General features: G+C 59.1%; 18 protein-coding genes. 4 read left to right on the top strand and 14 right to left on the bottom strand.

Annotated elements, in window-relative coordinates; all coding sequences use genetic code 11:
- Positions 1-4: 4 nt before the first annotated feature.
- Together ftsH and rlmE are read right to left on the bottom strand one after the other, a co-directional pair.
- Complete coding sequence (ftsH, locus tag J9870_RS03980) at positions 5-1,918, bottom strand: ATP-dependent zinc metalloprotease FtsH (RefSeq protein WP_210642798.1); 1,914 nt, start codon at positions 1,916-1,918, stop codon at positions 5-7.
- A 192-nt stretch (positions 1,919-2,110) separates the two neighbouring features.
- On the bottom strand, positions 2,111-2,761 hold the full coding sequence (rlmE, locus tag J9870_RS03975; protein ID WP_210642797.1) for a 23S rRNA (uridine(2552)-2'-O)-methyltransferase RlmE: 651 nt from the start codon (positions 2,759-2,761) through the stop codon (positions 2,111-2,113).
- 106 nt (positions 2,762-2,867) lie between these two features.
- Here rlmE and J9870_RS03970 point away from each other — a divergent pair, with 106 nt between their 5' ends.
- Positions 2,868-3,176 carry a YhbY family RNA-binding protein gene (locus J9870_RS03970; RefSeq protein WP_003197704.1) on the top strand — a complete coding sequence of 103 codons (309 nt, stop codon included), beginning with the start codon at positions 2,868-2,870 and terminating at the stop codon, positions 3,174-3,176.
- A gap of 9 nt (positions 3,177-3,185) precedes the next feature.
- Here the strand turns inward: J9870_RS03970 and J9870_RS03965 are convergent, their stop codons facing one another.
- The 8 genes from J9870_RS03965 to grpE all read right to left on the bottom strand — a co-directional run bounded on the left by J9870_RS03965 (position 3,186) and on the right by grpE (position 13,665).
- A complete protein-coding gene (locus J9870_RS03965; protein ID WP_210642796.1) occupies positions 3,186-3,590 on the bottom strand; it encodes an MFS transporter in 405 nt (134 codons plus the stop codon).
- 28 nt (positions 3,591-3,618) lie between these two features.
- Positions 3,619-4,095, bottom strand: a complete 477-nt coding sequence (gene greA / locus J9870_RS03960; protein ID WP_210645098.1) for a transcription elongation factor GreA — start codon at positions 4,093-4,095, stop codon at positions 3,619-3,621.
- Between the two features lie 2 nt (positions 4,096-4,097).
- Positions 4,098-7,319, bottom strand: a complete 3,222-nt coding sequence (carB, locus tag J9870_RS03955; protein WP_123342831.1) for a carbamoyl-phosphate synthase large subunit — start codon at positions 7,317-7,319, stop codon at positions 4,098-4,100.
- A 105-nt stretch (positions 7,320-7,424) separates the two neighbouring features.
- Positions 7,425-8,561 (bottom strand): glutamine-hydrolyzing carbamoyl-phosphate synthase small subunit, encoded by a 1,137-nt coding sequence (carA, locus tag J9870_RS03950; protein WP_210642795.1) that lies wholly within the window; start codon positions 8,559-8,561, stop codon positions 7,425-7,427.
- Between the two features lie 255 nt (positions 8,562-8,816).
- Positions 8,817-9,623 (bottom strand): 4-hydroxy-tetrahydrodipicolinate reductase, encoded by an 807-nt coding sequence (gene dapB / locus J9870_RS03945; protein ID WP_210642794.1) that lies wholly within the window; start codon positions 9,621-9,623, stop codon positions 8,817-8,819.
- Between the two features lie 10 nt (positions 9,624-9,633).
- Positions 9,634-10,758, bottom strand: a complete 1,125-nt coding sequence (gene dnaJ / locus J9870_RS03940) for a molecular chaperone DnaJ (RefSeq protein ID WP_003177841.1) — start codon at positions 10,756-10,758, stop codon at positions 9,634-9,636.
- 322 nt (positions 10,759-11,080) lie between these two features.
- Positions 11,081-12,997, bottom strand: coding sequence for a molecular chaperone DnaK (dnaK, locus tag J9870_RS03935; RefSeq protein ID WP_210642793.1), 1,917 nt, complete (start codon positions 12,995-12,997; stop codon positions 11,081-11,083).
- Positions 12,998-13,098: 101 nt separating this feature from the next.
- The gene (grpE, locus tag J9870_RS03930) at positions 13,099-13,665 is read right to left on the bottom strand and encodes a nucleotide exchange factor GrpE (RefSeq protein ID WP_210642792.1); all 567 of its coding nucleotides are present in this window, start codon (positions 13,663-13,665) and stop codon (positions 13,099-13,101) included.
- Positions 13,666-13,905: 240 nt separating this feature from the next.
- On the opposite strand from grpE, the gene recN reads away from it, so the two are divergent.
- Positions 13,906-15,579, top strand: a complete 1,674-nt coding sequence (gene recN, locus J9870_RS03925; RefSeq protein ID WP_210642791.1) for a DNA repair protein RecN — start codon at positions 13,906-13,908, stop codon at positions 15,577-15,579.
- A gap of 76 nt (positions 15,580-15,655) precedes the next feature.
- Here recN and fur read toward each other — a convergent pair whose 3' ends face one another.
- Positions 15,656-16,060, bottom strand: a complete 405-nt coding sequence (fur, locus tag J9870_RS03920) for a ferric iron uptake transcriptional regulator (protein ID WP_210642790.1) — start codon at positions 16,058-16,060, stop codon at positions 15,656-15,658.
- A 97-nt stretch (positions 16,061-16,157) separates the two neighbouring features.
- On the opposite strand from fur, the gene J9870_RS03915 reads away from it, so the two are divergent.
- Complete coding sequence (locus tag J9870_RS03915) at positions 16,158-16,685, top strand: outer membrane protein assembly factor BamE (RefSeq protein WP_210642789.1); 528 nt, start codon at positions 16,158-16,160, stop codon at positions 16,683-16,685.
- Between the two features lie 59 nt (positions 16,686-16,744).
- Here the strand turns inward: J9870_RS03915 and J9870_RS03910 are convergent, their stop codons facing one another.
- Genes J9870_RS03910 through J9870_RS03900 form a run of 3 tightly spaced genes read right to left on the bottom strand, consistent with a single transcriptional unit; the run spans position 16,745 to position 18,898 of the window.
- Positions 16,745-17,047, bottom strand: coding sequence for an RnfH family protein (locus J9870_RS03910; protein WP_210642788.1), 303 nt, complete (start codon positions 17,045-17,047; stop codon positions 16,745-16,747).
- Positions 17,044-17,487, bottom strand: coding sequence for a type II toxin-antitoxin system RatA family toxin (locus J9870_RS03905; RefSeq protein WP_210642787.1), 444 nt, complete (start codon positions 17,485-17,487; stop codon positions 17,044-17,046). The genes J9870_RS03910 and J9870_RS03905 overlap by 4 nt, the downstream gene beginning before the upstream one ends.
- Positions 17,488-17,494: 7 nt before the next feature.
- Positions 17,495-18,898 carry a sodium-dependent transporter gene (locus J9870_RS03900; RefSeq protein WP_210642786.1) on the bottom strand — a complete coding sequence of 468 codons (1,404 nt, stop codon included), beginning with the start codon at positions 18,896-18,898 and terminating at the stop codon, positions 17,495-17,497.
- Positions 18,899-19,015: 117 nt separating this feature from the next.
- Here J9870_RS03900 and smpB point away from each other — a divergent pair, with 117 nt between their 5' ends.
- A complete protein-coding gene (gene smpB / locus J9870_RS03895) occupies positions 19,016-19,498 on the top strand; it encodes an SsrA-binding protein SmpB (RefSeq protein WP_047229073.1) in 483 nt (160 codons plus the stop codon).
- The last annotated feature ends 92 nt before the right edge of the window (positions 19,499-19,590 follow it).

Genomic DNA, 19,590 nt, shown 5'->3' with positions numbered 1-19,590 from the left:
AGCCTTAGACGTCAGCAGCCGGACCGCCGATCGGCGTTTCAGGACGCTCGCCCTGTACCGCAGGAGGCGTACCCGAGGTACCGGTACCACCACCAGACCAGTCCCGCGGTTCACGGGGCACACGGCCGGCCATGATGTCGTCGATCTGGTCGGCATCAATGGTTTCGTACTTCATCAGGGCGTCAGCCATGGCATCGAGCTTGTCACGGTTGTCCGTGAGAATCTGCCTGGCAGTGCCATAGCATTGGTCAATGATGCTACGAACTTCGGAGTCGATCAGCTTGGCCGTCTCGCCAGAGAAACTGGCGTGCTGGCCGCTACCGCCACGACCGAGGAACACCTCGCCCTCCTCCTCGGCATACATCAACGGCCCCAGCTTCTCGGACAGCCCCCACTTGGTGACCATGTTTCGAGCAATCTGGCTGGCACGCATGATGTCATTGGAGGCACCAGTGGTCACGCCGTCGAAGCCCAGGGTCATCTCCTCGGCAATACGACCGCCATACAACGAGCAGATCTGGCTGATCAGCGCTCGCTTGGACAGGCTGTAGCGATCTTCTTCCGGCAGGAACATGGTCACACCCAGGGCACGACCGCGCGGAATGATCGAGACCTTGTAGACCGGATCATGCTCAGGTACCACACGACCGACGATTGCATGACCCGCCTCGTGGTAAGCCGTGTTCTGCTTTTCTTTCTCCGACATGACCATGGATTTGCGCTCCGCGCCCATCATGATCTTGTCCTTGGCCAGTTCGAATTCCTTCATTTCCACGATGCGCTTGCCGGTACGAGCGGCGAACAGCGACGCTTCGTTGACCAGGTTCGCAAGGTCGGCACCGGAAAAGCCCGGCGTACCGCGAGCGATCACTGCCGGAGCAACATCGTCACCCATCGGCACTTTGCGCATGTGGACCTTGAGGATCTGCTCACGACCACGAATGTCCGGCAGCCCCACCACAACCTGACGGTCGAAACGGCCAGGACGCAGCAGCGCAGGGTCGAGTACGTCCGGACGGTTGGTGGCGGCGATCACGATGATGCCGTCATTCATTTCGAAACCGTCCATCTCGACCAACAACTGGTTGAGGGTCTGCTCGCGCTCGTCGTGACCGCCACCCATGCCGGCGCCACGATGGCGACCAACGGCGTCGATTTCGTCGATGAAAATGATGCAAGGGGCGTGTTTCTTGGCCTGCTCGAACATGTCACGAACACGGCTGGCACCCACGCCAACGAACATTTCAACGAAATCGGAACCGGAAATGGTGAAGAACGGCACCTTGGCTTCGCCGGCAATAGCCTTGGCCAGCAAGGTTTTACCGGTACCCGGCGGGCCGACCATCAGAACGCCGCGTGGAATACGGCCGCCCAATCGCTGGAACTTGCCCGGATCGCGCAGGAATTCGACCAGTTCACCGACCTCTTCCTTGGCTTCGTCGCAACCTGCAACGTCGGCCAGGGTAGTCTTTACCTGATCTTCCGAGAGCAGCCGGGCCTTGCTTTTACCAAAGCTCATCGGCCCGCCCTTGCCGCCGGCACCGCCCTGCATCTGGCGCATGAAGAACATGAACACCGCGATGATCACCAGGATCGGGAAGCTGGCTACCAGGAGTTGGGTCCAGATGCTTTGCTGCTCAGGCTGCTTGCCTTCGACCACGACATGATTGTCCACCAGGTCGCCGATCAGACCATTGTCCTGGATTGCCGGACGAATGGTCTTGAAGTTGTCGCCATCGGTGCGCTTGCCGGTAATCACATAGCCATCGACGGCCACGCGCTCGACCTTGCCATCCTTGACCTGCTGGATGAAGTCGGAATAGTTGAGGGTCTGCGGCTCGTTAGGGCTGGAGAAGTTGTTCATCACGGTCACAAGGACAGCGGCGATGATCAACCACAGGATCAGATTCTTTGCCATATCGTTCAATTAACTACCCTCTGAAGCAAGCTCCGCTACTGGCGCGCGCTTCGCATGATATTCACCGGCCTAACTTACTACATTACCTACGACTCTGGCAGGCGCCGTCTGTAACCCTTTGTGAAACTTTGGTCGCGTAATTTTCGTTACGCAACTTTCGCAACGCGAGACAAAAAAAACTATCGCCCCGTATCAAAGACGCTCATCGCTGGCTGCGCCTTCAATCCCGCGGAAGCCTCGCGCCAGCAGATACTGCTCGCGAGAGCGGTCGCGGGACGACAATGGCTTGCGCATTTGCACCTTGTCGAACAGTTTGCGCATGCCCTTGTGGTACTCGTCGAAGCCTTCACCTTGGAAGACCTTGATCAAAAAATCACCGCCCGGACGCAAAACCCGCCCGGCAAGATCCAGGGCCAGCTCGCTGAGGAACATTGCACGAGGCATGTCGACAGCCGCTAATCCACTCATATTGGGGGCCATATCGGAAATCACAAGGTCAACCTGCGTATTTCCGACGGCCTCCAGAATTTTTGCCAGGACGGCGTCTTCCGTGAAATCCCCCTGGATGAAGGTCACATCGGGGATGCTGTCCATTTCCAGGATATCGGAAGCGATCAAGCGGCCCTGACCGCCGATCAGACGACTGGTCACCTGGGACCACCCACCTGGCGCCGCGCCGAGGTCGATCACAGTCATGCCTGGACGGATCAAACGATCCTTTTCCTGAATCTCCAATAATTTATAGCTGGCACGCGAGCGATAGCCGTCTTTTTGCGCCATTTTGACGTACGGATCGTTGAAATGCTCTCTGAGCCAGTTCTGGCTAGTCTTGGAACGGGCCACGGGCCACCTCTAAAAATAAAACGGGTCGTGATTAAGTGGGCGGTCCCGGACTTGCTCGGGTAAACTGGCCGCCGCTTTTTACAAGATCAGACGCAGGGGTCAGATTATGCCGCTCACTCAAGAGCAGAAGAAACAATACAAATCCATTGGCCACCATCTGAAACCGGTTTTGACTGTGGCTGACAACGGTTTGACTGAAGGCGTACTCGCCGAACTGGAACGCGCGCTGAGCGATCACGAGCTGATCAAGATCAAGCTCAACATCCTCGATCGCGAAGCCCGCCTGGCTGCCGTTGCTGAACTGTGCAAGACCGGCAAGGCAGACCTGGTACAGGTCATCGGCAAAATGGCACTGATTTATCGCAAGAATTTCAGCGTCAACAAGCAACTGTCGAACGTTCACCGCTTCAAGTGATACCAAGGGTCAAGGGTGTGCTTCGCACACCCTGCCACTCCATCCGGGAACCGGCTGCAACACCAGCACCAATCCGGAAAACCCCAGCACCAGGTAACTGAATACCTGCCACTGGCTCGCTTGCGGCCAGCCAAGACGCACCGCAAAAAACATCCCGCACGCGTACAACGCCATGAGCAGCAATTGCCCACGAATGTCGCGCCATAGACTGGCAAGGCCCTCGGCCTGAACCAGCACCAAAGCCTGGAACACCACACACACCGCGCAGAATCCCACCAACAGCGCCGTCAGCATGCCGGCAATTTCATCGATAAGCAGCGGCGCCAGGCCGATTCGGCCCAGCACCGGCAGCAAACCGACGTGCAACAACCAGACGCCGCCCACCCATAACATCTGGGTGAGCTGCCAGATCATGGCGCCAGCACGCAGCGGGCGCCTTCGCTCAGATATGACGGACTTCGACAATCTCATACTCGATGACGCCACTTGGCGTCTTCACAGCCACCACATCTCCCTCTTCCTTGGCAATCAAGGCGCGAGCGATAGGCGAACCAACAGAGATCTTGCCAAGCTTGATGTCTGCCTCGTCCTCACCAACGATCTGGTAAGTGACGCTTTCATCAGTCTCGACGTTGGCGATTTCCACGGTAGTACCAAAGATTACCTTGCCGGTGTGCGGGATCGTCGTGACATCGATGACGACCGCATTCTGCATGCGGCCTTCGATGTCGCGGATACGCGCCTCGACCATACCCTGCTGCTCGCGAGCAGCATGGTATTCGGCGTTTTCCTTCAGGTCACCCAGCTCCCGGGCGGTGCCAATGTCCTGGCTGAGCTTCGGACGAATGACCTTGGTCAGGTGAGCGTGTTCTTCTTCCAGGGCCTTCGCGCCCTGAACAGTCATCGGGTACTTGGTTATGCTCATGCCTTCAATCCTGCATGTAGATCCTGCAAGCGACGCACGGTCTTCTCGGGACCGAACTTGAGCGCTTCGCAGATCGCTTCGCCGGCAGCAATGGTCGTGGTGCAGTAGATCTTGTGCTGCAGCGCATTGCGACGAATGGAGTAGGAGTCAGCGATCGACTGACGACCTTCGGTGGTATTGATGATCAGCGTGACTTCGTCATTCTTGATCATGTCGACCACGTGCGGACGCCCTTCGGTCACCTTGTTCACGCGGCGCACTTTCAGGCCTGCCGCTTCGATCAGCTTGGCAGTGCCGGCCGTGGCGACCACTTCAAAGCCCAAGTTGATCAGATCACGGGCCACGCCTGCAACCAGTGGCTTGTCGTCATCACGCACGCTGATGAACGCCGTACCGCCAGTCGGCAGCACTTCGCTGGCGCCCATCTGGGCCTTGGCAAAGGCTTCGCCGAAGGTATCGCCCACGCCCATCACTTCACCGGTGGACTTCATTTCCGGGCCGAGGATCGGGTCCACGCCAGGGAACTTGGCGAATGGGAATACCGCCTCTTTCACGCTGTAGAAGTTCGGGATGATTTCCTTGGTGAAGTTCAGCTCTTTCAGGGTCTTACCGGCCATGACCCGTGCAGCGATCATCGCCAGGGAAACACCGATGCACTTGGAGACGAACGGTACGGTCCGGGAAGCGCGCGGGTTGACTTCGATGACGTAGATATCCTCACCCTGCAGGGCGAGCTGCACGTTCATCAGGCCGATGACACCCAGCTCCAGGGCCATTTTCTTGACCTGCTCGCGCATCTCATCCTGGATGTGGGCCGGCAACGAGTAAGGCGGCAGCGAACAGGCAGAGTCACCGGAGTGAACACCGGCCTGCTCGATGTGCTGCATGATCGCGCCAATCACCACGTCCTTGCCGTCGCTGACCGCATCCACGTCCATTTCGATGGCGCAGTTGAGGAAGTGGTCCAGCAGCACCGGGCTGTCGTTGGACACCTGGACCGCTTCGCGCAGGTAACGCTTGAGTTCGTCTTCCTGGTACACAATTTCCATCGCACGACCGCCCAGTACATAGGACGGACGCACCACCAGCGGGTAACCGATCTTGGCTGCGGCACGAATCGCTTCGTCCTCGCTGCGCACGGTGGCGTTCGGCGGCTGACGCAGGTTCAGGCGCTCGACCATCTGCTGGAAGCGCTCACGGTCTTCGGCGCGGTCGATCGCATCCGGGCTGGTACCAATGATCGGCACACCGGCAGCTTCGAGGGCGCGAGCCAGTTTTAGCGGGGTCTGGCCGCCGTACTGGACGATCACACCTTTAGGTTTCTCGACGCGGACGATTTCCAGCACGTCTTCCAGGGTCACTGGTTCGAAATACAGGCGATCGGAGGTGTCGTAGTCGGTGGATACGGTTTCCGGGTTGCAGTTGACCATGATGGTCTCGTACCCGTCATCGCGCAGGGCCAGTGCCGCGTGCACACAGCAGTAGTCAAACTCGATGCCCTGACCGATCCGGTTAGGGCCGCCACCCAGGATCATGATCTTGTCGCGGGTCGACGGCGCGGCTTCGCATTCTTCTTCGTACGTGGAGTACAGGTAAGCAGTGTCGGTGGCGAACTCGGCCGCGCAGGTGTCGACGCGCTTGTAGACCGGGAACACTTCCAGCTTGTGGCGATGAGCACGCAGGCTCTTCTCGGTCACACCCAGCAGCTTGGCCAGGCGCATGTCGGAGAAGCCCTTGCGCTTGAGGCGGAACATCGTGTCGTGGTCGATGCTGGACATGCCCAGGGTCTTGACCTTCTCTTCTTCCTTGATCAGATCTTCGATCTGTACCAGGAACCAAGGGTCGATCATGTTCATGCCGAAGATCTGCTCGACAGTCATGCCGGCACGGAAGGCATCAGCCACGTACCAGATGCGCTCGGCGCCCGGCACGGTCAGCTCGCGCTTGAGCACGCTCATGCTTTCCGGATCATTCAGGTCCAGCTTCGGATCGAGACCGCAGACACCCACTTCCAGGCCGCGAAGGGCTTTCTGCAGGGATTCCTGGAAGGTCCGGCCGATGGCCATGACTTCACCGACCGACTTCATCTGAGTGGTCAGGCGGGCGTCAGCCTTGGCGAACTTCTCGAAGGCGAAACGTGGCAGCTTGGTGACGACGTAGTCGATGGACGGCTCGAAGGACGCCGGGGTCTTGCCGCCGGTGATGTCGTTCGACAGCTCGTCCAGGGTGTAGCCCACGGCCAGCTTGGCAGCGACCTTGGCAATCGGGAAACCGGTGGCTTTCGAGGCCAGGGCCGAGGAACGGGACACCCGCGGGTTCATCTCGATGACCACCATGCGGCCGGTATTCGGGCAGATGCCGAACTGGACGTTGGAGCCGCCGGTTTCCACGCCGATCTCACGCAATACCGCCAGGGAGGCGTTACGCAGGATCTGGTATTCCTTGTCGGTCAGGGTCTGGGCCGGTGCGACGGTAATCGAGTCACCGGTATGCACACCCATCGGGTCGAAGTTTTCGATGGAGCAGACGATGATGCAGTTGTCCTTTTTGTCGCGGACAACTTCCATTTCGTATTCTTTCCAGCCGATCAGGGATTCGTCGATCAGCAGCTCTTTGGTCGGCGACAGGTCCAGGCCACGGGCGCAGATTTCTTCGAATTCTTCACGGTTGTAAGCAATGCCGCCACCGGTGCCACCCATGGTGAAGGATGGACGGATGATGCATGGGAAGCCCAGGCGTTCCAGGACCGCATTGGCCTCTTCCATGCTGTGGGCGATACCCGAGCGCGGGCAGTCCAGGCCGATGGATTTCATCGCCTTGTCGAAACGCGAACGGTCTTCGGCCTTGTCGATGGTGTCGGCGTTGGCGCCGATCATTTCCACACCGAATTTCTCCAGGACGCCTTCGCGCTCCAGGTCCAGGGCGCAGTTCAGCGCGGTCTGGCCACCCATGGTCGGCAGCAGTGCGTCCGGGCGTTCTTTCTCGATGATCTTGGCAACGGTCTGCCACTTGATCGGCTCGATGTAGGTGGCGTCGGCCATGGCCGGGTCGGTCATGATGGTGGCCGGGTTGGAGTTCACCAGGATGACGCGGTAACCCTCTTCGCGCAGGGCCTTACAGGCCTGGGCGCCGGAGTAGTCGAATTCGCAGGCCTGGCCGATCACGATCGGGCCAGCGCCGAGAATCAGGATGCTTTTTATGTCTGTACGTTTTGGCATGGGTTTGTCACTCAAATCCGCAGGTCAGTCGGCTAGGCCGTCGAACAATCTTTGTAGCGCCCGAAGGGGCCGCCGCACTCGGGGCCGCCTTCGGGCTTCACGCCGTCAGCGTCGCTTGGCCATCTCATTGATGAAGCGATCGAACAGCGGCGCCACATCGTTCGGGCCCGGGCTGGCTTCAGGGTGGCCCTGGAAGCTGAACGCGCTCTTGTCGGTACGCTCGATGCCTTGCAGCGTGCCATCGAACAGCGACTTATGGATCGCTCGCACGTTGGCTGGCAGGGTCGCTTCATCCACCGCAAAACCGTGGTTCTGGCTGGTGATCATGACCACGCCAGTGTCCAGGTCCTGCACCGGGTGGTTGGCACCGTGGTGGCCGTGCCCCATCTTCAAGGTCTTGGCGCCCGAAGCCAGGGCCAGCAACTGGTGGCCGAGGCAGATACCGAATACCGGGATCTCGGTTTCCAGCACGTCTTTGATCGCTTGGATCGCGTAGTCGCAAGGCTCGGGGTCACCCGGGCCGTTGGACAGGAACACGCCGTCGGGCTTGAGGGCCAGGACGTCCGCCGCTGGGGTTTGCGCCGGCACCACGGTCACGCGGCAACCACGCTCTACCAGCATGCGCAGGATATTCAGCTTGACGCCGTAGTCATACGCAACCACGTGATACGGCAGCTCGGACGCTTCGATCGTCGCGTGACTGTCGGTTTTCAGATCCCAGACCGTGGAGCGCCACTCGTACTGCTTCTTGGTACTGACGACTTTCGCCAGGTCCATGCCTTTGAGACCCGGGAAACCCTGGGCGGCAGCGATGGCGGCTGCTTCGGAAACGTTGTCACCGGCCATGATGCAGCCGTTCTGCGCGCCTTTTTCCCGCAGGATGCGGGTCAGGCGACGGGTGTCGATACCGGCGATCGCCACAACATTGTTGGCTTTCAGGTAATCGGACAGGGACATCGTGTTACGCCAGTTGCTCGCTACCAGCGGCAAGTCACGAATGACCAGGCCGGCGGACCAGACACGATCAGACTCGGCGTCTTCTGGCGTGGTGCCAGTGTTGCCGATGTGTGGGTAAGTCAGGGTAACGATTTGCTGGGCGTAGGAAGGATCGGTAAGAATTTCCTGATAGCCGGTCATTGCGGTGTTAAACACCACCTCACCAACGGTCTGACCGTCGGCTCCAATGGCTTCGCCGCGAAAAATGCTGCCATCAGCAAGGGCGAGTATGGCTGGCTTAGTCAAGAAGACCTCCCGTAAATAAAGCCTGAAAGGGCGATCGCAGGTTGTAAAAAAGCGGAGTGACGTATGGACACGTCACCCCGCTTCTTCACTGAATTATTCTGCGCGCTTTTAGTGGACACACTAAAGCTGTAGCTTACAGAAAAAGGCTTTTTTGGTCCACCGCTAATGAGCCTTAAAGGCAGGGGAATGCGACAGGTCGTCGCGAAGCGGTGTAAAACGGGGGGCTCAGTATAACTGAACCCCCTGCCAATGGCATCAACGCAGGTCGAGAACGTCCTGCATGTCGTACAAGCCAGGCTCGCGACCATCCAGCCACAACGCGGCACGTACGGCGCCCTTGGCGAAGGTCATCCGGCTGGAAGCCTTGTGCGTAATCTCCAGGCGCTCGCCTTCTGTGGCGAACAGCACGGTGTGATCGCCCACCACGTCACCACCGCGCACAGTGGCGAAACCAATGGTGTCGCGCTCTCGAGCACCGGTGTGCCCCTGGCGCCCATACACAGCCACTTTCTGCAGATCACGACCCAGCGCATCGGCAATCACCTCACCCATGCGCAAAGCTGTTCCCGAAGGCGCGTCAATCTTGTGCCGGTGATGCGCCTCGATGATCTCGATATCCGCATCGTCACCCAAGACCCGAGCCGCCATGTCCAGCAGCTTCAGCGACAGGTTCACGCCCACGCTGAAGTTCGCCGCGAACACGATCGGAATGTCTTTACCCGCCTCGGCCAGCAGTTGCTTTTGTGCAGCGTCCAACCCGGTGGTGCCGATGACCATGGCCTTGCCATGCTTGCGGCAAATGGCGAGGTTTTTCAGCATCACCTCCGGCAGCGTGAAGTCGATCAGAACATCAAACTCATCGAGCACACGCTCCAGACCACCGGACATCGGCACGCCGATACGCCCCAGCGATGCCAGCTCGCCAGCATCGGCGCCGACCAGCGTACTGTCAGGCCGAACGATGGCAGCCGTCAGGCCCGAAAGCGGCGAGCGCTGCTGCACCGCCTCGACCAACGCCTTACCCATGCGCCCCGCAGCGCCCATCACAGCTATACGTCGCATGGCGACCTCCTTACAGATCGCCGAAGAAGCGCTTCACGCCTTCGAACCAACCGGTGGTTTTCGGAGAGTGACTGTTGTCATCCGCCAGCGAGCTGCGGAACTCCTCCAGCAATTCACGCTGGCGCCGGCTCAGGTTGACCGGAGTCTCCACCGCCACACGACACATCAGGTCACCCGCACCGCCACCACGCACTGGCGCAACGCCCTTGCCACGAATCCGGAACTGCTTGCCGGTTTGCGTACCCTCAGGGATCTTCAGCTTGACGCGACCGTCAAGAGTCGGGATCTCAAGCTCGCCGCCCAAGGCTGCATCGACAAAACTGATCGGCACTTCGCAGAACAGATGCTTGCCGTCGCGCTGGAAAATCGCGTGCTCACGCACATTGATGACAACGTACAGGTCGCCGGTCGGGCCACCCTGGGCACCCGCCTCGCCTTCGCCGGACAGACGAATGCGGTCACCGGTATCGACACCGGCCGGCACTTTCACCGACAGCGTCTTGTACTCTTCGACACGCCCTTCGCCGTGGCAGGAGTCGCACGGGTCGGAAATGATCTTGCCCTGGCCATGGCAACGCGGGCAGGTCTGCTGCACCGAGAAGAAGCCCTGCTGCATGCGGACCTGACCGATGCCACCGCAGGTTGGGCACGTCACAGGCGAGGAGCCCTTCTTGGCGCCCGAACCATCGCACGGCTTGCAATTGACCAGCGTTGGAACGCGGATATTGACGGTAGTACCGCGCACCGCCTCTTCCAGGTTCAACTCCAACGTGTAGCGTAAATCGCTGCCACGCTGCGCGCCGCCTCGAGCACCGCCGCGACCACCGCCGAAGAAGTCGCTGAACACATCGCCGAAAATATCGGAGAAATTCTGACCGCCAAAACCGGCGCCGCCGCCACCCATGCTTGGGTCGACGCCGGCATGACCGTACTGGTCGTAAGCCGCGCGCTTGCTCGAATCGGACAGTACTTCGTAGGCCTCGTTGGCCTCCTTGAACATCTCTTCCGACGCTTTGTCGCCGGGATTACGGTCCGGGTGGTGCTTCATCGCCAAGCGACGATAGGCCTTTTTCAGGTCTGCCTCGCTGGCCCCCCGCTCGACACCCAATACTTCGTAAAAGTCACGCTTTGCCATTAGTCTTTGCACTCTTATAGGACGTCCGGCAAACCTCTCCTGAACCTTGCCAAACTCGTTGAGCCCCAATACAGGCCCGGACCCAACTCACGTCAATTCAACGATCCTGGTCTTTAATCTTTCAGCCAGGTACCCGGCCAAAACGCGGTGTATGTCGTTCGGAAAGCAGGAGCATTCCCGATCACACCGCCAGCATCCGAGCGCTGTCGCATGCTGTAAAAATTCACTGACTCCAGACACGCCAACGCGGGAGCAAGCTCCCGCGCGGCGACATCCTACCAGCCACCGCACAAATGCAGTCAACCGGCCGACCAACAAGCGATTACTTGTGGTCTTTCACTTCTTCGAACTCGGCATCGACGACGTCGTCAGCCTTTTCAGCCGACTCGCCTTGCTGCGCAGCGCCTTCCGCGGGCTGGGCCTGCTCGGCGTACATCTTCTGAGCCACTGGAGCAGAGACCTTGGACAACTCTTCGATCTTCGCCTCGATGGCAGCCTTGTCGTCGCCTTTGACGGCAGCTTCCAGGGCAACCACGGCCGCTTCGATGGCGGTTTTCTCTTCCGCAGTCACTTTTTCGCCAGCATCAGCGATCATTTTGCGAGTCGAGTGCACCAGGGCATCGCCTTGGTTGCGAGCGCTGGCCAGCTCTTCGAACTTGCGGTCTTCCTCGGCGTTGACTTCAGCATCGCGAACCATCTGCTGAATTTCTTCCTCGGACAGACCGGAGTTGGCCTTGATCACGATCGACTGGGTCTTGCCAGTGGCCTTGTCTTTCGCGCCGACGTGCAGGATGCCGTTGGCGTCGATGTCGAAGGTCACTTCGATTTGTGGCACACCACGTGGAGCCGGTGGAATCTCGGCCAAGTCGAACTTGCCCAGGGATTTGTTCTGGGCAGCCTGCTTGCGCTCGCCTTGCAGCACGTGGATGGTCACGGCGCCCTGGTTGTCGTCGGCGGTCGAGAACACTTGGGATTTCTTGGTAGGAATCGTGGTGTTTTTCTCGATCAGCGCAGTCATCACGCCACCCATGGTTTCGATACCCAGGGTCAGCGGGCTGACGTCGAGCAGCAGAACGTCCTTCACATCACCAGCCAGAACGGCGCCCTGGATGGCAGCACCCATGGCAACGGCTTCGTCCGGGTTAACGTCTTTACGCGCTTCTTTACCGAAGAAATCGGTCACCAGCTTTTGAACCAGTGGCATACGGGTCTGACCGCCCACCAGGATCACGTCGTTGATTGCGCCAACGTCGATACCGGCGTCTTTCATCGCGATGCGGCAAGGTTCGATGGTGCGCTGAACCAGGTCTTCCACCAGCGCTTCGAGCTTGGCGCGGGAGATTTTCACGTTCAGGTGCTTCGGACCGGTGGCATCTGCAGTGATGTACGGCAGGTTCACGTCGGTCGACTGGCTCGAGGACAGTTCGATCTTGGCTTTTTCAGCAGCTTCTTTCAGGCGCTGCATGGCCAGCGGGTCACCCTTGAGGTTCATGCCGCTTTCTTTCTTGAACTCGTCGACGAGGTAGTCGATCAGGCGGATGTCAAAGTCTTCACCACCGAGGAAGGTGTCACCGTTGGTGGCCAACACTTCGAACTGGTGCTCGCCATCGACTTCAGCGATCTCGATTACCGAGACGTCGAAGGTACCGCCACCGAGGTCATAAACGATCACGGTGTGATCGCCCTTGGCCTTGTCCATGCCGTAGGCCAGAGCGGCTGCGGTCGGTTCGTTGATGATACGTTTTACGTCCAGGCCCGCAATGCGGCCGGCGTCTTTGGTCGCCTGGCGCTGGCTGTCGTTGAAGTAGGCAGGAACAGTGATGACCGCTTCAGTCACCGCCTCGCCGAGATAGTCTTCGGCGGTCTTCTTCATTTTCTTCAGGATTTCAGCCGAGATCTGTGGCGGCGCCATTTTCTGGCCGTTCACTTCAACCCAGGCGTCGCCATTGTCAGCCTTGGCGATTTTGTAAGGCACCATCTTGATGTCTTTCTGAACGACTTCTTCGTCGAACTTGCGACCGATCAGACGCTTCACCGCGTACAGGGTGTTATGCGGATTGGTCACTGCCTGACGCTTGGCCGACTGGCCAACCAGAATCTCGCCATCGTTGGCGTACGCAATGATCGACGGCGTGGTACGCGCGCCTTCAGCGTTTTCAATCACTTTGGCCTTGCCGTTTTCCAGCACGGAGACGCACGAGTTGGTGGTCCCCAGGTCGATACCGATAATCTTGCCCATGTTAACTCTCCCGGAACTTGGATTTTGTTGCCGCAGCAGTGGTGGCTAACTGCGGTAGCACTTAAACGCTTGACTTCTTAATGGGGCCGTTATGGCCGATTTCAAGCCTGCTCATCAATAGAAGGCGAAACCGGTGCCGGCGTCTTGCTGACCACCACCATGGCCGGGCGCAACAGACGACCGTTGAGCAGGTAACCTTTCTGGAAAACCTTCAGGACGCTGTTAGGCTCGACGTCTGCGCTTTCCTGCATCGCCATGGCCTGGTGGTGCTCGGCGTTGAAAGGCTCGCCGTGTGGATCAAGGGCCTCGAGCTGGTAGCGCTTGAGGGTGTCCTGGAACATTTTCAGGGTCAGTTCGATGCCTTCGCGCATCGGACGAATGTTCTCGTCGTCCGGATTGGACAGTTCCAGACCGCGCTCCAGGCTGTCGATGATCGGCAGCAGGTCGCTTGCGAAACGTTCCAGGGCGAATTTATGAGCCTTCTCTACATCCTGCTCGGCGCGACGGCGGACATTCTGCAGGTCGGCTGCTACACGCAACGCCTGATCCTGCGCACCGGCCAGTTGCTCCTCGAGCACTTGTACACGCGCCGCCAGGTCGTCACCCGAACCCTGGGGAGCCTGATTGGCGTCTAGATTTTGCGTGTCCTGCGTCTGTTCGTCAGCCATAGATTTCTCCTTTCAACTTCGTCCGCGAGCTCGACTCGCGCTTCTGCCCCGGTATATGGGGCCGGGTTTTTAAGCTTCAAGGGCCGTCCGACGAATTAACCTTACAAAAAACAGCTGCTTTTCATTCCTCGCCGCGCTAAGAAACTCATTGCCCCAAGCAAATCGAGCTAAGCAAAGGCATTGTCAGCCCGAAACAAAACACTGTATAAATAACCAGACCTAAAGCCTGGGAGCGGCCTTATGCTGGTGCACCTGTCCGTACATAACTACGCCATCGTCGAACACCTCGACCTCGAGCTCGATCGAGGCATGAGTGTGATCACCGGTGAAACCGGTGCCGGCAAATCGATCATGCTCGACGCCCTGGGCCTTACACTGGGCGATCGCGCCGACAGTGGCGTGGTGCGCCCCGGTGCGGACAAGGCCGACATCCTGGCGACATTCGACCTGGTCGACATCCCCGAGGCCAGCACCTGGCTGGCCGAACGCGATCTGGACACCGATGGCCTGTGCATCTTGCGCCGGGTCATTACTGCCGAAGGCCGCTCCCGGGGCTACATCAACGGCACGCCCTGCCCCTTGGGCGACCTCAAGGCCCTCGGCGAACTGTTGATCGATATCCATAGCCAGCATGAACACCAGTCCCTGCTCAAGACGGATACTCATCGCCGCCTGCTGGATGAATATGCCGGCGCCACCGATCTGGCGCGCCAGGTGCAACTGGCCGCCCAGCGCTGGCGCCAGACCCGACAGGAATTGGACCGCCTCTCCAACTCCGGCGACGAACAGCGGGCACGGCACCAGCTGTTGAGCTATCAGCTCGAAGAGCTGGAAAACCTGGCCCTGGGCGAAAATGAACTGGAAGAACTGGAGCAGGAACACAAGAACCTGACCAACGCCGAAACCCTGCTGGGCATCTGTCGCCAAGTGGTCGAGCAATGCAGCGAGAGCGATTCGGGCAATGTGCTCAATGCGCTGACGGCGAGCCTGAACCGCCTCTCCAGCGTAAACAATTCGGTGGGTGCCCTGAGCGAAGCGACCAACCTGCTGACGAGCGCGCAGATCCAGGTCGAAGAAGCCGTCGGGGAACTGAACCGGTTTCTTGATCATTTCGACGCCGATCCGGCGCGCCTCCAGTACCTGGAAGAGCGCCTGGACACTATTTATACGCTGGCACGCAAACACCGAGTCCAGCCAACCGACGTTGCCGAACTCCAGCAGCGGTTACTGGAAGAGCTGGAAACCCTGAACGCCAACGATGAATCCATCGAGCGCCTGGGAGACGAACTGGCCTCCTATGCCCGTCATTATCAGGAAAGGGCAAACGAGCTCAGCGCACTGCGCCACCAAGCCGCAACCGGCCTGGCCAGTGCCGTGGAACAGGAAATCCAGCGCCTGGGCATGCCGGGCGGGCGTTTTACCATCGAGCTGCGCCGCAACGCTGGCGACGAGCTTCAACCCAATGGGCTGGAGCAGGTGGAGCTACTGGTCAGTGCCAACCCCGGGCAACCGCTCAAGGCCCTGGCCAAGGTCGCATCCGGTGGCGAACTGTCACGGATCAGCCTGGCCATCCAGGTCATCACGGCGCAGACCTCGCGCGTACCGACGCTGGTATTCGACGAAGTGGACGTGGGCATTGGCGGCCCCACGGCGGAGATTGTCGGCCAGTTGCTGCGCCGGCTGGGTGAGCGTGGCCAAGTGCTGACGGTGACTCACCTGCCCCAGGTCGCCGCCCAGGGACACCAACATTTATTCGTGCACAAAGTGCGCGGCGAAGACGCCACGCGCACAGCAGTGTCCAAACTCAACAAAAACGAGCGTGTGGAAGAAGTGGCCCGAATGCTCGGGGGGATCGATCTCACCAAGGAATCCCTGGCTCACGCGAAAAAAATGGTCGTCGCCGCAAAAATCTAATAAAAGCCGCACAGCAAGAAGGCGCCCCTAGGGTCGCCTTCTTTCGTTTTGGGAGCTGTGGGCTCACGCAACGAGCTTACTTCCTCTTGCGTACATGCAAGACGAGATGGTGATCGATCAGCTCGAAGCCATACTCTTCAGCAATTTCTTTTTGCAGCGCTTCGATTTCCGGACTGATGAATTCGATAACCTCACGGGTATCCACGTTCACCATGTGATCGTGGTGTTCCCCGTCAGCCAATTCAAAGACCGCATGACCGCCATCGAAATTATGACGAGCCACAAGACCCGCAGCCTCAAACTGAGTCAGAACACGGTAAACCGTGGCCAGACCAACGTCCTCGCCAGCCTCCATAAGCGCCTTGTAGACGTCTTCGGCACTCATGTGACGCTGCTCTGCGGAATCGAGCATTTGTAGAATCTTGACCCGTGGCAGGGTCACTTTGAGGCCGGCTTTGCGTAGTTCGCTATTTTCAACCATGGTCAGCTTTCTCGCGATGCTGCTTCGCAGCTTCTCTTAATGCGGGTATGATCGGCGTTTACGTTGTCCCAGCCAAGATAGTGGAAGTCGCCCACCGATGCAAAACACCAAGCTCTTGCTAACCAGTTTCACCTTTGTGGGACTGCTCGCACTCGCCGGTTGTTCATTCCCCGGGGTTTACAAAATCGACATCCAGCAGGGCAATGTCGTCACGCAGGACATGATAGACCAGTTACGCCCGGGAATGACCCGCCGGCAAGTACGGTTTATCATGGGCAACCCTCTGCTGACCGACACGTTCCATGCCGATCGCTGGGATTACCTGTACAGCTTGCAGCCTGGCGGCGGCGAGCGCCAACAGGAACGCATCAGCGTTATCTTCAGCCCCAATGACCAACTCGTCAGCCTGTCGGGCGATTTCATGCCTGGCGTGAGCCGCGACGAGGCCATCATGGGCAAGGACAGCGGCACCACCGTGACCGATCCAACCCAGAAGGCCGAACAGCCAAAACCGGAAAAACCGGCCAAGCCAGGTTCGTTGCTGGACCAGATCCAGAAGGATGTGGACAAAGTCGAAACCGTACCGGTCCCGACTCCAGAACCTCTGGATACCTCGCCGCAATAAAACGCGACGTAAAAAAACCCGGCATGCCGGGTTTTTTATTGCCTGCGATTCAGGCTTGGCTATTGATCAGATTGGCGTGCTTGAGCAGCCTTGGCCGCACGCAAGCGACGAATTTCTTTCGGATCGGCCAGCAAAGGTCGATAAATCTCCAGCCGATCAGCCGCCTGCACCACCCGCCGATCAGGATCGGCGATCACTTTGCCAAAAATCCCCACCGGGCAAGTCGCCAGATCCAGCTCCGGGAACGCATCAGTAATGCCCGATGCCTTCAGCGCTGCGCGAACACTCGTGCCGTGCGGCACTGCAAATGTGCGCAAGACTTGGCGGTCGACGCTGGCATATACCACTTCTACTTCGATCAACGCTTGAGCTCGGCATTCTGCTTGGCACGCTGGCAGAACGCGTCGACCAGGGTATTGGCCGCCTGATTGAACAGCGGCCCCAATGTGGCTCGTACCAGCGGCCCCGCATAATCGAACGACAGATCGAGGCTGATCTTGCAGGCCTTCTCACCCAGTGGCTTGAACACCCAGACACCGTGGAGCTGATTGAAAGGCCCCTCTTCCAGATTCATCTCGATGGACTGCCCAGGCACCAGGGTATTGCGCGTGACAAAGCGCTGGCTCAACCCGCCCTTGGCGATGTTGAGGCCGGCGCGCATATGGATTTCGGAGCTCTCAAGCACCTCGGCGGAGGAACACCAAGGCAAGAACTCCGGGTAACTCGCCACATCATTGACCAAGTCATACAGGGCCTGTGCCGGATAGGGCAGCAAGGCTGAGCGTTGAATGTGTGTCGTCATGTAAGCGTCACTTCCACAGCTGGGCGGCAAACACTACGAGAATGCCGATGGGCGCCACATAGCGCATCAAGAACAGGCTCAAGGCGAACAAGACAGGGCTGCGCAGCGACAACTCATCACGCACCGCCTCACGCCCCATGATCCATCCTGCAAACACCACGAAACACAAACCACCCAGTGGCAGCATGATCCGTGATGTGAAGAAATCAATCACGCCGAAGAAGTCCAGCCCTCCGGTTGCTCCCCACTGGTAGAGGTGGAACAGCCCGTCTTCGTTCACGAAAAACTTGGCCTGCTTCCATATATTGAAGGAAAACACCGTACCCAGACCCACGAACCAGCAGGTAAACGCCAGCCAGAACGTTACCCAGGCGCGGCTGAGCCGGGTCCGTTCAACCAAGTAGGCCACCATCGGCTCCAGCAGGGAAATGGCCGAACTCCATGCCGCAATAGCCACCAGGACAAAAAACACCACGCCCATCACCTGACCGAACGCCATGCTGCCAAAGGCAAAGGGCAGACTGACAAACATCAGTCCTGGCCCTTCGCTGGGGTTCAGGCCGGCGGCGAACACAATCGGAAACAAAGCCACACCCGCCAGCAGCGACACGAAGGTATCCAACAGTGCGACGCCGACAACGGTCCGGGTCAGGGACGCCCCCTTGGGCATGTAGGCGCCGTAGATCATGATCGAGCCGACCCCAACGCTCAGGGAGAAGAAGGCATGCCCCATGGCGGGCAACAGACCGTCCAGCACTTTCTGCGGCTGGAAATCGAACATGAAGTGCAGGCCCTCCATGAAATGCCCCGTGGTCATGCTGTACCCCAGCAGCACCAGGATCATCACGAACAGCAGCGGCATCATGATCCGCAGGCTGCGCTCAAGCCCCGCGACGACGCCTCGGGCAATCACCACCGCAGAGAGCACCATGAAGATCGTATGCCAGAGGGTCAGTCTCCAGGGATCGGCAATCACGTTGCCAAAGTAGGCACCGACCTGATCAGGCGTCACACCTTGAAAGTCCCCACGCCCCATGTCGATGATGTAGTCCAGCGACCAGCCACCCACCACACTATAGAAAGACAGGATCAGCAGCGCCGTGATCATCCCGGCGAACGCGCCCCACGACCATTTGGGCGAATGCCCCGCCGCCACCGCCAGCACCTTCAAGGCATTGGCCGGGCTTTGCCGGGCACGACGGCCGATCAGGGTTTCGGCCAGCATCACTGGCGCCCCGATCAGCGCAATGCAGGCCAGAAACATCAGTACGAAGGCGCCGCCACCGTAGACGCCGACCATGTAGGGAAATTTCCAGATACTGCCCAGCCCCACCGCCGAACCGGTTGCAGCGAATATAAAGACCCAGCGGCTAGCCCAACTGCCGTGGACAGAAACCTTGTCTGTCGACATCGTGATCACGCCCAGCGTTCGAAAAAGAGGCCGCATTGTCCGGGATTCACTCAACGTGCTCAAGCACGCAGCTTCACCGTAGCCGACACGCACGCAACTGCCTATAATGCCGCCCCTATGGCTAAACAGAAGAAACACCCCACAGGGACCATCGCGCAAAATAAAAAGGCGCGACACGATTACTTCATCGAACAACGTTTCGAGGCTGGCATGGTCCTGGCCGGCTGGGAAGTAAAGAGCTTGCGTGCCGGCAAGGCGCAACTGGTCGACAGTTATGTCCTGCTCAAGGACGGCGAAGCCTGGCTGCTGGGCAGCCATATCACGCCGTTGACCACCGCCAGCACCCACGTGATTGCCGACCCGACGCGATCGCGCAAACTGCTGCTCAACAAACGCGAGCTGGAAAAACTCTTCGCGTCTGTGCAGCAGAAGGGTTACGCCTGCGTCTGTACGTCGTTGTACTGGAGCAAGCACTTGATCAAGTGCGAGATTGCGCTGGGCAAGGGCAAGAAGGAATACGACAAGCGCGATACCGAACGCGAACGCGACGCCGGTCGCGAGTTGCAGCGCGCGGTGCGCAACAAGGGCAAGGAAGACTGATTCTTTCGCCTTGAGACCATTGTGGGAGCGAGCCTGCTCGCGATGACGGCGACACATCCAGCATTGATGTGCCAGACAGGCCGCTTTCGCGA

Origin of the sequence: Pseudomonas sp. Tri1 (assembly GCF_017968885.1) — a bacterium.
In the GTDB taxonomy this organism is placed as follows: domain Bacteria; phylum Pseudomonadota; class Gammaproteobacteria; order Pseudomonadales; family Pseudomonadaceae; genus Aquipseudomonas.
The sequence above is the reverse complement of the archived record's forward strand: the minus strand, read 5'-3'. Positions and strand labels throughout refer to the sequence as shown.

Bases quoted from the DNA above. Each gene is read 5' to 3' on its own strand.
- J9870_RS03915 (WP_210642789.1), top strand. From the start codon at position 16,158: ATGCAAAACACCAAGCTCTTGCTAACCAGTTTCACCTTTGTGGGACTG.
- recN (WP_210642791.1), top strand. From the start codon at position 13,906: ATGCTGGTGCACCTGTCCGTACATAACTACGCCATCGTCGAACACCTC.
- J9870_RS03905 (WP_210642787.1), bottom strand. From the start codon at position 17,487: ATGACGACACACATTCAACGCTCAGCCTTGCTGCCCTATCCGGCACAG.
- J9870_RS03965 (WP_210642796.1), bottom strand. From the start codon at position 3,590: ATGATCTGGCAGCTCACCCAGATGTTATGGGTGGGCGGCGTCTGGTTG.
- dnaJ (WP_003177841.1), bottom strand. From the start codon at position 10,758: ATGGCAAAGCGTGACTTTTACGAAGTATTGGGTGTCGAGCGGGGGGCC.
- smpB (WP_047229073.1), top strand. From the start codon at position 19,016: ATGGCTAAACAGAAGAAACACCCCACAGGGACCATCGCGCAAAATAAA.
- ftsH (WP_210642798.1), bottom strand. From the start codon at position 1,918: ATGGCAAAGAATCTGATCCTGTGGTTGATCATCGCCGCTGTCCTTGTG.
- J9870_RS03900 (WP_210642786.1), bottom strand. From the start codon at position 18,898: ATGTCGACAGACAAGGTTTCTGTCCACGGCAGTTGGGCTAGCCGCTGG.
- J9870_RS03970 (WP_003197704.1), top strand. From the start codon at position 2,868: ATGCCGCTCACTCAAGAGCAGAAGAAACAATACAAATCCATTGGCCAC.
- dnaK (WP_210642793.1), bottom strand. From the start codon at position 12,997: ATGGGCAAGATTATCGGTATCGACCTGGGGACCACCAACTCGTGCGTC.
- grpE (WP_210642792.1), bottom strand. From the start codon at position 13,665: ATGGCTGACGAACAGACGCAGGACACGCAAAATCTAGACGCCAATCAG.
- dapB (WP_210642794.1), bottom strand. From the start codon at position 9,623: ATGCGACGTATAGCTGTGATGGGCGCTGCGGGGCGCATGGGTAAGGCG.
- fur (WP_210642790.1), bottom strand. From the start codon at position 16,060: ATGGTTGAAAATAGCGAACTACGCAAAGCCGGCCTCAAAGTGACCCTG.
- carB (WP_123342831.1), bottom strand. From the start codon at position 7,319: ATGCCAAAACGTACAGACATAAAAAGCATCCTGATTCTCGGCGCTGGC.